Genomic DNA, 11,802 nt, shown 5'->3' on the forward strand with positions numbered 1-11,802 from the left:
AAATGGAGGGATGACTCAATGACTTTTATCTACATTTTAATCATACTCGCTTTTATTTTAACGATTTGGGCTCAATTCCGGGTTAAAGGAACATTCAAAAAATGGACTTCGGTACACGCGAATAGCGGTTTAACCGGTTACCAGGCAGCGAGGCGCATGCTCGACTCAAGCGGTCTGCATGATGTGCCTATCGAGCCGGTGCGCGGCACGCTCACCGATCATTACGATCCGATTCATCGCGTTGTCCGGCTGTCTGAGCCGGTATACTACGAAAATTCAATCTCAGCTGTCTCCGTCGCCTGTCACGAGGTCGGTCACGCCATACAACATGCCGAACATTATCCGATGCTTGTCTTGCGCCACCGTATCTTTCCAATCGTGAATTTCGCATCCGGCGTTGCTCCTTTCCTTTTTATTGCCGGCATTCTTTTCTCGGCATTGAATTTGATCGGACTCGGCATTATTTTCTTCTCGGTCGCGGTTGCATTTCAGGTCATTACGCTTCCCGTCGAGTTCAATGCCAGCAATCGCGCCAGAGATATCATGATTTCCGAAGGCTTCATCACCAACGACGAAGAACGCGGAGTCGCGAAGGTGCTTAACGCAGCAGCATTAACTTATGTAGCAGCAGCGCTCCTATCCTTGTTAGAGCTTGTCAGATACATCTTAATCTTTGTCGGCGGCAGCCGACAGGAATAACAACCGTACACAAAAGGAGCTGTCCCCGATCAGTCTGCAAAGACCGAGCGGAACAGCTCCTTTTCTATTTCAATTATCAAATTATTCGATCGTATTATGAAAATAACGAAGCAGGAAGCCGTGGAACACCTTCGCGACTAACGGAAGCGTCTCATTCGAGCGCCGTATAAGCCCGATTGTACGCGTCACTTGCGGCTGGGTTACACGAACCTTTGTCGGCTGCAAGGGCCCTGTATAATGGAGGGCCATTTCAGGCAGTAAACTTACGCCCATGCCCGCGGCAACCAAGCCCCTAATCGTATCCGTCTCTTCTCCTTCGAATCCAATTCTAGGCTTGAAGCCGGCTTCCTGGCATGCATCCCAAACGATCGGCCTCAGTGAGTAGCCTTCGCTAAACAGTACGAAGGTTTCATGCTCCAGCTCCTTCAGCTCAATCGCTTCCCTGTCGGACAAATGGTGTCCCGGAGGCAGAATAGCATACAATTCCTCAGTTAGCAGTACCTCTCCGCAAACGAATTCATGTTCATTCGGAAATGGAGATATAAATGCCAAATCGATCTCACCTTTGACCATATCGCGAATGAGCGAGGGATACATCCCCTGCTTAAATCTAAATTTTACATTCGGATGCAGTTTGCGAAAAGCCGCAACTACTTGCGGTATTAATGAAATCCCTAGGCTGTGGGGAAAGCCCAGTCTGATTTCGCCTTTCTCCGGATCGAGAAACTCATGTATTTCAACAACAGCGCGCTCAAGGTCAGTCAGAATGACTTCAGCGCGCTTCAGGAAAAGCTGGCCGACTGGCGTGAGTTGGAGGTTCCTGCCCTTTTGAACAAATAATTTGACGCCAAGCTCTTCTTCGAGCTGATGGATCTGCCGGCTGACCGCCGATTGCGCTACATGCAATTCTTCCGCTGCTTGCGTAACATGCTCTTTTTTTGCTACCTTTACAAAATAATGAAGCTGACGAAGTTCCATACCGGTTAGTTTCTCTCCCGTACATACATAGTTTTCATGATAGGCGCTGTTTTTTTCGTGTTCTTATTCGGTCAAACACATTATAAAGCAGAAAGCCGGTTAGAGCACCCCCTATATGTGCCCATAGATCAATACTTGGCACAAGGAAAGAATAGATAACGCCAAATATCAATATGGCATATACCGTTTTACGCGAGCCCTCATCCAGCTGCTGTTTTCGGAATAAGGATATGAATAGAAACGCGCCATAGACGCCATAAATTGCCCCTGAGGCTCCTACACCTACATGGCTGTATAGATCACCTTCCACCACGTTGACAAAGGCACTCATTGCATTGCCCCCGATCCCGCACAACAAATAAAAAAACAAATATCGGACATGTCCTAACAAATGCTCCAGCGGCGGCGCGAATACAAGCAAAGCAAACATGTTGTACAGTAAATGCTCTATTCCGGAATGCATAAAAATAGATGTAATATACCGCCATGGCTGCTGCATCCCAAACGGATTGTTCCCGGAATCCGTTACGAAGGCACCGAATTTAGAAGCATCGTAAGCATTATTAGGATCGCCATTCCAGGCGATTATAATGAAATATACGATGTTTAATGCAATTAAGACGGACGTTACGGGATAAAGCTTTAAGTACGAGCGAAAGCTTTCATAACGAATGAAGATCATAGGATCATCCCTTTTCTATCCAACAATTGGACAAGGCCGTTTCATAACGATTATAATTAATCAGGTATTCACCATACAATTTAGAGGAGGAATTATTCGAATGTCACAAGAACGTAATGGAGCCGCTACTTTCAAGGGCAATCCGATCACTTTGGTAGGGCCTGAATTGAAAGTAGGAGATAAAGCTCCTGATTTCAACCTTAACAAATCGCTTGTCGAGAATGTTTCTCTCAAGGACTACTCCGGTAAAATTAAACTAATCAGCGTTGTGCCATCTATCGACACGGGCGTTTGCGACGCGCAAACGCGTCGTTTCAATGAAGCTGCCGGTTCGCTTGGCGACAACGTCGTCGTATTAACCGTTAGCGTAGATCTCCCCTTCGCGCAAGCACGCTGGTGCGGCGCGGCAGGAATCGATAAAGTTGTATTGCTTTCTGACTACAAAGCACACAGCTTTGGCGAGTCATACGGCGTATACATCAAAGAGCTCGGTTTAGACCAACGCTCGATCTTCGTGCTCGATGCTAACGATACTATTCAATATGTGGAATATCTGCCTGAAATGACGGAGCATCCGAATTACGAGCAAGCGATCAACGCAGTCAAAGCGCTCGTATAAGAACGACAACTCCATTTTTTTCGTAATGATTGCAAACAAAGCGAGTGAAGGATACCCTTCCTCGCTTTGTTTATGTATTAATTATTAACTTTGAATGCAGCAAGCTTCTTATCAAGTGTACGGTACAGATCCAGAATGACTCTGTAATTGGAGCCAAGATCCCCTAGTGAACCGCGGGAGGCTGAATAAATATCGACAGCCGATTGCAGCGGGTTTACGCTAATAACGGAAACGGTAATGTCCATCGTCCTGCCAAAGGCCGTGCGCTTCTCGAGAACAATTTCCCCAACGGATTGCACTTCGTGCAGCACCTTATAACCTTGCATTTTCTTAAGAGTCGATATCACTTCATCCCAAGCCTTATCTTTCGACAGCTTGTAGAAATGAGATTTGAGCATTGGATCCTTAGCTCTGTCACCAGTCTGTTCATGACTACGCAGCAGCCCGATCAAGGTCCGCTTCAACAACAACGATCTCCCCCTCCGGCATCTATGTACAATACTCTATATGATACCATGATTTGTCCAATGAAAAAAGAGCTATTGCTGGATTTAACCAGCAAATGCTCTTTATTTGAAAATGGAACCCGCCTATGCCGTCCGACTCACATGTTTCTGAACCCGCTTACGCAGGTGGGTGACCGCAGAACCGCTTTTGAGATCCCCTTTCGGGGGCATGTCAGCTACGTTTCGATTTTGGTCTCCCGTGAAACAGCCATTGGTTCAAAACAGCGTAAAGCCGTAACGAGCATCGCAGGAGGTATTGCTATTATAGACCGAACAAAAGAAAAAGTAAACTTTGATCAGCTGTTATTTACTGGTGCCGGTCGAATCATCCTTAACAAGATCAATTCGGTCAAGCTCTGCAGCCTTCTCCGCCTCTTCTTCCTCTGCCAACCGCGCTTTTTCCGCTTGATCCTGAAGCTTTTGGTAAATCAAATGAAAGTTCCAAAATGCTAGGTAAGCAATGATGCTTCCCATGAAGAACGGAATGAGAAACGTAAACCTTGTGCTGAAATAGATAACCGCACCGCTCATGATAGCTGTAGACAGCGAGCGGAAAGGTTTGCCGATCGTGATGAGAACAGCATTTTTCAGCAATTGAAACGTTTTCATATGATAATGGACAAGCATCGAGAAAAAATTAAATAGCGATACGATTAACAGCACAAGAAACGCTATAAAGATGTATGACAGCAAGTTCAATTGTTCACGATAAACAATAAAGTCAACAATCATAATTGCCAGCAATATCGTGTAAATAATACCGCCAAGCATACTTTGTTTATAATTTTCCTTGTAGCCGCGGAAGAACGTTTTGAATAACGCTACGTCCGCCTCGCCCATTACCCATTTACGAGCAACCGCAAACATGGCTGCTGTTGCAGGAAATAAAGTAAACGGAGCTACGACCGCCATTGCGATGAGAGCAGAATACACTTGATTTGGATCCTGTGACAAAAGCAAGCCCCATGCGAAGAACACGAATGGAATTGAACATACTAGCCACAATACATTAATAACCGATAACCTCATGATCCATTCGGAAATTCGGTAAAAACCACCCATTAGCCCTCTTGGTTCCATAGGATCTGCCTCCAGAAAAGTAAGATTACTCCCACCAAACTACCTAACATAGGGAACGAACCTCAGGCCTGCCAGGCTATCATCTGCACGGTTGAAACCTAACCGCATAGGATATATGCCCAAACGCCATTTAAAGTTCATGAGGCGTCTGCTTTACGAAAAACGCAGATTGCGGTTTATCCACCTTTGCAGGTTTCATTCTCGTTTTGTTTTTTCTTCTTGTTATCGTTAGTCAATGCGTTTCGTACTAATCCAAACTATAGAAGAACAATAAAAGAACCGAGGACGTCCGGATGCCCGTTAGGGATCACGGACTTCCTCGGTTTTTTCGAAAATATATGGTTAACGATTAGTTGTTTGAAAAGCTGTCGGTCGAGCTTTTTGGACGACGGTTCTCAGGACGTCCTTCGCTGCTTCTCTTGCCAGCGTAACCGCCGCTGCTGCCGCCGCGTGTTTCGTAACCGCCGCGCGAGCTGCCGCCTGTGCTGCTGCCGCTGCTGCGTCTGTCATCGCGTCCACGGTATCCGCCGCCGCTTGTGCTGCCGCTGCGATTGCCGCCGTATGAAGAAGACGATCCGCTGCGGTTGAATGGACGACCATTGGAACGAATATCCGGCTTGCGTTTTTTCGCGCGAAGCGGATCTTCCGGTGTCAATTCGATTTCAACGTTTTTCTTCTCGCCAGTCAGCAATTTGATCGCTGCGGAAAGCAAATGCACGGAGTCATATTGCTCAAGCAATTGAATCGAAATCGCTTTGTACTCAGAGAATTCATCGTTTTGAACGACTTCAAGAAGACGTTCAGCCGTAACGCGTTGCTTGCCTTCAATTGCTTCCGCAATGCTTGGTAGCGGCTTGCGGTTCATTTTCTGGCGGGTTACTTTCTCGATGAAGTGCAGGTGATCCGTCTCACGAGGAGTAACGAATGACCAAGCTGTACCTTCTTTGCCCGCGCGGCCTGTACGGCCGATACGGTGAACGTAGCTCTCAGGGTCCTGCGGAAGGTCAAAGTTGATAACATGCGTTACGCCCGAGACATCGAGTCCGCGAGCAGCAACGTCAGTCGCTACCAATACATCAATGCTTCCGTCGCGGAATTTGCGCATTACGCTGTCCCGTTGGTTCTGAGACAAGTCGCCGTGCAAGCCATCAGCAGTGTATCCGCGTTTTTGGAGCGCTTCGCTTAGCTCGTCAACCCGGCGTTTAGTACGGCCGAAAATAATAGCTAGCTCAGGGGATTCCATATCAAGCAAACGGCTAAGTGCTTCGAACTTTTGACGTTCATGCACTTCGATGTAAGATTGCTCGATAAGCGGAGCCGTAATTTGTTTAGGAATTACGGAAACATGCTCTGGGTTTTTCAGAAATTGTTGAGCAAGTTTCTGAATGTTTGTCGGCATTGTTGCAGAGAACAGCATCGTGTGGCGCTCATCCGGTACTTGCTTCAAGATGGATTGAATGTCTTCCATGAAGCCCATATCGAGCATTTCATCTGCTTCATCCAAAATGACGGTTTGTACATCTTCAAGACGAATGGTCTTACGGTTGATGTGATCGAGCAAACGTCCTGGCGTACCGATAATAATTTGAGGCTTCTTTTTCAATGCACGGATTTGACGACCAATTTCTTGTCCACCGTAAATCGGCAACGAGCGGAGACCTTTGTATCGGGTTAACTTCCCGATCTCGTCAGCCACTTGAATAGCGAGTTCACGGGTTGGCGTCATTATTAATGCGACAATGCGTTCCTCGCTTGTCGGAATTTTGTTAATGAGCGGAATTCCGAATGCCGCTGTCTTTCCTGTACCCGTTTGTGCTTGGCCAATAAGATCTTGCCCAGCCATAGCAATAGGGATCGCTTTGTCTTGAATCGGGGTAGATTCCTCGAATCCAAGTTCGGTAATTGCTTGCAACACTTTTGGTTCCAAGCCAAATTCAGCAAATGTTTTCAAACTTTTCTCAAACTCCTTTTATCTGCAGCCTACTTAAGAATATCCAAATCATTATAGCACACAATCAATCGTGAATACCAGTAAAGCAAATAAAGCCATACTAAGCATGGCAATATGTACAAATTAAACACGTCAATTACATTGGAGCGATCGTAATGAATCCCCATTCCCTGCGCTACCTAATTACCGTGCCGATTATGACGGTCGGCGCCTTTCTCATCGCAATCGGCTTCAATCTTTTTCTTATCCCGCACCAGCTGCTAAGCGGCGGCATTTCAGGAATATCCATGATGATCGGGTATATTACCGGCGGGAACATCGGCTGGTTATTTTTAATCCTCAATTTGCCTGTTCTGATCTGGGGTTGGTATGCGGTGGGCCATCGGTTTATTATGTGGAGCGTCTATACCGTTATCGCATCGACATTATTTCTGCAGCTTATACCGGTTATGAAAATAGCTGACGACATCGTGCTTGGCGCCGTATTCGGAGGAATTATCATCGGCTTCGGCAGCGGACTGACGCTTCGCTACGGGGGATCCTCAGGCGGCTTCGATATCATTGCTTCCATCGTTACGCGAAAACGAGATTTGCCGGTTGGGATGATTATTTTCATATTAAACGGCGCAGTCATTGCGATATTGGTGTTTTTTACGAAAAATTGGGATTCCGCCCTTTACTCGCTGTTGTCGATTTTTTCTGCCGGCAAGGTAGTAGATCTCATACATGTGAGGCATATTAAGTTAACGGCTTTCATCATCACGACGAAGACCGATGAGCTGCTGCTCAAGCTGCTCTCTCATCCACGCGGCATTACAATCATTAAAACCCGAGGCGCCTTTTCATTTACCGAGCGCGATATGCTGATGACGGTCAGAACGAAGTATGAATTAGCCGAGCTTAGCAAGACCGTCACCTCGATTGACCCGCATGCTTTCATTAACATTGTAGAGACAGTGGGAGTCATCGGCGATTTTTCCAGGCCAAAAGACTAAATCATCTACGCAAGAATGGATTTTCCACAGTATCCCTATGTTTTTGAAAATGATCCTGATATAATGTTTGTATCCCGTACCTTAGGTTTCTTGCCATATGATTTCCCCTAACCATTAGATATGAAAGGGTGATGCTCAATGGATATGGAAACGGTCAAATTGTCTCAAATTGTAGAGAAGCTTGCCCCAGAGCTTAGTCCTTTTCTTACGAAACGCGAAATGGACATCAGCATTGTGCTGCGTGACGGACTTTCCTTACTTGAGCCCGCTGACGCGATGGAAATTGTTCAGCACAGTATTTGCAACCAGCAGAGAGAAGCTTTGTTACAATGACAATGCGGGACACACGGATTATTAATGCGCCAGCCGAGACAAACTCGGCTGGCTTTTTGTTTGTTTCCCCTCCGTTTCGAGTGCTATTTTTCTAAAGAAAACGAAGCCTATATGCATTTAAAATACATATACTTTCATTAGAATTCAAAAAAGTTAATGACCCAGCCCTATAACCTGATTTATAATTTGATCAGAATAGCTAACGGGGAGAGAGCAAAATGGACATCATCATTTCTTCATTGCTGCTGCTGTACAGCTTGCTCACTGGAAGCGGAGAACCTAGCGCCGCAGCGAAGCAGCTTGCAATTGCCTACTTAAATTCCGCCGCTGGTCAAACGATCATACAACCGGATTCAACAGCGAATGGGGAAAAAATTTCCGACGCTTCGGACCCGGCAACCGTAAAAAAAGATCCTCAGCCCGACACGCCGCCGATAAAAGGAATTTACGTCACAGCGCATAGCGCCGGCGGGGCTCGCATGGAGACTTTGTTAAAACTGCTTGACGCTACCGAACTGAACAGCATGGTCATTGATATTAAAGATGATAACGGGTACATAACCTATCCGACGTCTACGCCCGAACTGCAAGAGGTTGGCGCATCCAAGAAATACATCCGAGACATCAATGGACTCATGCAAACGTTAAAAAAACATAACATTTATCCGATCGCAAGAATTGTCGTGTTCAAGGATACCGTACTCGCCCGCAAGCAGCCTCAGCTCTCCTTCCTTCACCAGGACGGTACGATCTGGAAAAATGCACGCGGCGAAAGCTTCGTCAATCCTTACCGCAAGGAAGTATGGGATTATAACATCGCTGTCGCGAAGGAAGCGGCAAAGCTTGGCTTCAAAGAAATTCAGTTCGACTATGTCCGTTTCCCTGAGGGCTTCGAGAACAAAGCCGCATCGCTCACCTTTAACAAATCGGAGCTAAGTCGCGTTGATACGGTGGCCGGTTTTGTTAAATACGCGCGCGAACAGCTGGAGCCGCTTGGCGTCAGAGTTTCGGTCGATATTTTCGGCTACGCCGCATCGGTGCCGGCCGCCGAAGGAATCGGACAGGATTTCGTGAAAATATCCAACGATGTTCATGTTATCTCACCCATGGTGTATCCAAGCCATTACAGCACGGGATGGTTCAAACAGAAGGATCCTGACCGCAGTCCTTATGAAACCATTAAAGGAGCTATGCTCGACACCCACAAAAAACTGGATCCAACCCAAGATCTAAAGCCGATTATACGGCCATGGATTCAGGATTTTACAGCAAGCTGGCTCGGCAGCGGCCATTACATGAAATACGGAAAAGCCGAGGTCGAAGCTCAAATTAAAGCATTGAAAGATACGGGCATTAACGAGTACTTGCTATGGAATGCCGGAAACAAATATTCACCAAATGTTGCATACAAGTAACCTGGCCAAATGAAAAAAAGTCCACCATCGCCGAGACAGCGAGGTGGACTTTTTTTTCATTCGGCCGTGCTTTATTGAGATAGGCGAAGAGCAAGCTCATACATGCCCATGTCAAACGGCTTCTTCGAATTTACGACCGTGTCAATGTCTGTCGTTACAAGTTCTCCGCGAATCACGCCGCAGGCTTTACCTGAATCGCCGGCCATTAGCTGTCTGACCGCAAAATCACCAAGACGGCTTGCCAAAATGCGATCGATTGCGGTTGGCGTACCACCGCGCTGAATATGGCCAAGTACAGTTACACGGGGCTCAATGCCGCTGTTAGCTGTAATTTGCTGCGCGACTTCCTCGCCTTTTCCTGCGCCTTCTGCCACGACAATAATACTATGGCGCTTCCCTTTGGCAAAATTATTTTTCATACGCTCCGCAACCTCTGTCAGCTCAAAAGGAACCTCCGGCACGAGAATCGTTTCCGCGCCGCTTGCAAGACCCGCATGAAGCGCGATATCGCCGCAATGGCGGCCCATAACCTCAACGATCGACGAACGCTCATGCGAGGACATCGTATCGCGAATTTTGTTGATGGCATCGACAACGATACTTACCGCAGTGTCAAAGCCAATAGTAATATCGGTAAACGGAATATCGTTATCGATGGTTCCCGGAAGCCCCATCGTCTTAATGCCCAGCTTGCTCAGCTTGTTAGCGCCTTGGTATGAGCCGTCTCCGCCGATAACGACCAAGCCGTCAATGCCTCTTGAACGGAGTACTTCCGCCCCGCGCTGCTGGCCTTCCGCCGTCATAAACTCCTTGCATCTTGCGGTTTGCAAAATCGTGCCGCCGCGTTGAATGATATCGCCGACGCTCCGTAAGTCCATTTGCCGAAGGTCATCGTTAATAAGCCCCTGATAACCGCGTTGAACACCGTAAACATCTAGTCCGTGAAATAAAGCACTTCTTACCACAGCGCGAACGGCTGCGTTCATTCCTTGCGAATCTCCTCCGCTTGTCAGTACCGCGATTGATTTGACTGCAGACATGGTTCATTCCTCCACATTGTTAATTTATAGTTAAGCCTGTTGTTTGCGAATCCAGATGCTATTTATAAGGAAAAACATACGCGTTAGCGGACTGTTCTTCATTAGCCTCCTCGACACATCTCTAACATCCGCCTGATGGCGAACCTTCGGGTCTGACAAATACAAGGCTAAAAGCCCCTCAATAATCAAACGATGAAAACGCGATGCGGGAAGCTGTTTCACATCCTCACGCGCCCGGTTCACTATGGTGCCGAGGCGCTCAACAAGCAGACCTTCATTATCGTAGTAATTGCAAAAGTTAAGGTCTCCGCCTGCTTGGTCCTCTGCCTGATCAATTAAATAATCGAGCAATATATGAAGACCGCATACATGAGGAAAATAAATATTCCGGATAGCGGCTGCGTCCTCTTTGGACAGCCGGTCCTCAGTGGCGGCTAGAAAAAGCATAAACATGCCGAGCGTCGAACCCGCCGCCGCCGCAAATTCGTTCCACTGCAAATTCGGATAATCACTGCAATGCCGTGACCACCATGCAAGTAAATGCTCCTCGCGTAAATCCTTGCGTATATGCTTGTACACCTGCAAATCCCCATATAAGGTTACCAGTTCGGTTACTTGCTGCTGAACGCTTCCGTACGAAGGCAATAGTGCGACTTGCAATTGGCAAATTCGCACGAGATGATGCAAATAACCTCCGTCTTCCTTCTCGCTGCGCAAAGCATAATAATCCTGAAGCTGCGCTTCGGGATTAACGGCATCAAGCATGGATTGATGCAATAATCGGAAATCATCGGGGTCGAGCGAAGTGCTGCGGTCGCATAAATTGTCCAAATAGTCGCTAATCGTCTGCAAAGCGACAATTAACGGGATGAGCACATGTCTGTGCTCAAGGCTCGCAGCCGCGTAAACACTGCCGCCTTGGCAGTGGAATTTCTTGCTGTCCATGCTGCTGAGCGCTTGATTCCGCAGCTCTTGATCCGGTATCCGCTGCGCCATCAGCCGAAGCTTAACAAGCTCCTTCTCTACTTCCGGCAATACATACTTATAAACGCGATGCATGAGTTTAAGCGGGCTTTGAGGCACCCGATTGCCTGTTAAAGTCGTCAATCTCACGATGCACGTTTCCTCCAAACATGTTCAGGAATGTCGGCGCGATTCCAATTGCTGGTCGATGCGGGACCAGATGTGAAGATCGTTAATCCTACTTGCATAATCGGCAATTTCATAGTTTAGTATACAGGATTGCTCAAAGCTCTCTTCTTCAAACAGCTCCGCCTGCTTTTTATTGATGAGCTGTTCAAATTCCAATACCCGGTCTGGGATCGTCCCGCGTATCCATTCCCATCGTTCGACGATTTCAAGCTGAACATTCACTGCATAATGCTCCCATTCCATATCCAACACGGGAATATGGATCCGAAGCCTTTCATTCCAGTCAAAACGAAAAGCATTCATTGTAAACCTCCACCTCTAAATGTAACATCTCAGGACATAATAATCCAGC

13 protein-coding genes and 1 other RNA gene are annotated in these 11,802 nt (G+C 47.1%); 5 read left to right on the forward strand and 9 right to left on the reverse strand.

What is annotated here, in order from left to right:
• The first annotated feature begins 18 nt into the window (after positions 1–18).
• Positions 19–699, forward strand: coding sequence for a zinc metallopeptidase (locus ACN6MW_RS01610; RefSeq protein ID WP_364149349.1), 681 nt, complete (start codon positions 19–21; stop codon positions 697–699).
• Positions 700–780: 81 nt separating this feature from the next.
• Here the strand turns inward: ACN6MW_RS01610 and ACN6MW_RS01615 are convergent, their stop codons facing one another.
• Together ACN6MW_RS01615 and ACN6MW_RS01620 are read right to left on the reverse strand one after the other, a co-directional pair.
• Positions 781–1,677 carry a LysR family transcriptional regulator gene (locus ACN6MW_RS01615; protein ID WP_419873928.1) on the reverse strand — a complete coding sequence of 299 codons (897 nt, stop codon included), beginning with the start codon at positions 1,675–1,677 and terminating at the stop codon, positions 781–783.
• A 34-nt stretch (positions 1,678–1,711) separates the two neighbouring features.
• Positions 1,712–2,359, reverse strand: a complete 648-nt coding sequence (locus ACN6MW_RS01620) for a rhomboid family intramembrane serine protease (protein WP_419873929.1) — start codon at positions 2,357–2,359, stop codon at positions 1,712–1,714.
• Between the two features lie 100 nt (positions 2,360–2,459).
• Here ACN6MW_RS01620 and tpx point away from each other — a divergent pair, with 100 nt between their 5' ends.
• Entirely contained in the window at positions 2,460–2,978 is a 519-nt protein-coding gene (tpx, locus tag ACN6MW_RS01625) for a thiol peroxidase (RefSeq protein ID WP_419873930.1), read from the forward strand.
• A 77-nt stretch (positions 2,979–3,055) separates the two neighbouring features.
• Here tpx and ACN6MW_RS01630 read toward each other — a convergent pair whose 3' ends face one another.
• The 4 genes from ACN6MW_RS01630 to ACN6MW_RS01645 form a co-directional block, all read right to left on the reverse strand.
• Complete coding sequence (locus ACN6MW_RS01630) at positions 3,056–3,445, reverse strand: DUF1499 domain-containing protein (RefSeq protein ID WP_419873931.1); 390 nt, start codon at positions 3,443–3,445, stop codon at positions 3,056–3,058.
• A gap of 112 nt (positions 3,446–3,557) precedes the next feature.
• Positions 3,558–3,740, reverse strand: a non-coding RNA gene (ssrS, locus tag ACN6MW_RS01635) — 6S RNA.
• A gap of 47 nt (positions 3,741–3,787) precedes the next feature.
• Positions 3,788–4,564, reverse strand: coding sequence for a YesL family protein (locus tag ACN6MW_RS01640; RefSeq protein WP_364149357.1), 777 nt, complete (start codon positions 4,562–4,564; stop codon positions 3,788–3,790).
• A 349-nt stretch (positions 4,565–4,913) separates the two neighbouring features.
• Entirely contained in the window at positions 4,914–6,515 is a 1,602-nt protein-coding gene (locus tag ACN6MW_RS01645) for a DEAD/DEAH box helicase (protein ID WP_364149359.1), read from the reverse strand.
• Positions 6,516–6,670: 155 nt separating this feature from the next.
• Here ACN6MW_RS01645 and ACN6MW_RS01650 point away from each other — a divergent pair, with 155 nt between their 5' ends.
• From ACN6MW_RS01650 to ACN6MW_RS01660, 3 genes are all read left to right on the forward strand, one after another.
• A complete protein-coding gene (locus ACN6MW_RS01650; RefSeq protein ID WP_419873932.1) occupies positions 6,671–7,510 on the forward strand; it encodes a YitT family protein in 840 nt (279 codons plus the stop codon).
• Positions 7,511–7,648: 138 nt separating this feature from the next.
• Positions 7,649–7,843: a hypothetical protein gene (locus ACN6MW_RS01655; RefSeq protein WP_308997402.1), complete on the forward strand. Its 195-nt coding sequence runs from the start codon at positions 7,649–7,651 to the stop codon at positions 7,841–7,843.
• A gap of 218 nt (positions 7,844–8,061) precedes the next feature.
• Positions 8,062–9,258, forward strand: a complete 1,197-nt coding sequence (locus ACN6MW_RS01660; protein ID WP_419873933.1) for a putative glycoside hydrolase — start codon at positions 8,062–8,064, stop codon at positions 9,256–9,258.
• Between the two features lie 71 nt (positions 9,259–9,329).
• On the opposite strand, the gene pfkA is transcribed toward ACN6MW_RS01660, so the two are convergent.
• From pfkA to ACN6MW_RS01675, 3 genes are all read right to left on the reverse strand, one after another.
• Positions 9,330–10,298, reverse strand: coding sequence for a 6-phosphofructokinase (gene pfkA / locus ACN6MW_RS01665; protein WP_364149364.1), 969 nt, complete (start codon positions 10,296–10,298; stop codon positions 9,330–9,332).
• 30 nt (positions 10,299–10,328) lie between these two features.
• Positions 10,329–11,357 (reverse strand): tetraprenyl-beta-curcumene synthase family protein, encoded by a 1,029-nt coding sequence (locus tag ACN6MW_RS01670; protein ID WP_419876243.1) that lies wholly within the window; start codon positions 11,355–11,357, stop codon positions 10,329–10,331.
• Between the two features lie 78 nt (positions 11,358–11,435).
• Positions 11,436–11,753, reverse strand: coding sequence for a hypothetical protein (locus ACN6MW_RS01675; RefSeq protein WP_419873934.1), 318 nt, complete (start codon positions 11,751–11,753; stop codon positions 11,436–11,438).
• Positions 11,754–11,802: the final 49 nt, after the last annotated feature.

This window comes from Pristimantibacillus sp. PTI5 (genome assembly GCF_048572955.1).
Classification (GTDB): domain Bacteria; phylum Bacillota; class Bacilli; order Paenibacillales; family Paenibacillaceae; genus Pristimantibacillus.

Excerpts from the sequence above, each read along its gene's own strand:
- ACN6MW_RS01610 (WP_364149349.1), top strand. The coding sequence starts at position 19 with ATGACTTTTATCTACATTTTAATCATACTCGCTTTTATTTTAACGATT.
- ACN6MW_RS01615 (WP_419873928.1), bottom strand. The coding sequence starts at position 1,677 with ATGGAACTTCGTCAGCTTCATTATTTTGTAAAGGTAGCAAAAAAAGAG.
- ACN6MW_RS01620 (WP_419873929.1), bottom strand. The coding sequence starts at position 2,359 with ATGATCTTCATTCGTTATGAAAGCTTTCGCTCGTACTTAAAGCTTTAT.
- tpx (WP_419873930.1), top strand. The coding sequence starts at position 2,460 with ATGTCACAAGAACGTAATGGAGCCGCTACTTTCAAGGGCAATCCGATC.
- ACN6MW_RS01640 (WP_364149357.1), bottom strand. The coding sequence starts at position 4,564 with ATGGAACCAAGAGGGCTAATGGGTGGTTTTTACCGAATTTCCGAATGG.
- ACN6MW_RS01650 (WP_419873932.1), top strand. The coding sequence starts at position 6,671 with ATGAATCCCCATTCCCTGCGCTACCTAATTACCGTGCCGATTATGACG.
- ACN6MW_RS01655 (WP_308997402.1), top strand. The coding sequence starts at position 7,649 with ATGGATATGGAAACGGTCAAATTGTCTCAAATTGTAGAGAAGCTTGCC.
- ACN6MW_RS01660 (WP_419873933.1), top strand. The coding sequence starts at position 8,062 with ATGGACATCATCATTTCTTCATTGCTGCTGCTGTACAGCTTGCTCACT.
- pfkA (WP_364149364.1), bottom strand. The coding sequence starts at position 10,298 with ATGTCTGCAGTCAAATCAATCGCGGTACTGACAAGCGGAGGAGATTCG.
- ACN6MW_RS01670 (WP_419876243.1), bottom strand. The coding sequence starts at position 11,357 with ATGCATCGCGTTTATAAGTATGTATTGCCGGAAGTAGAGAAGGAGCTT.
- ACN6MW_RS01675 (WP_419873934.1), bottom strand. The coding sequence starts at position 11,753 with ATGAATGCTTTTCGTTTTGACTGGAATGAAAGGCTTCGGATCCATATT.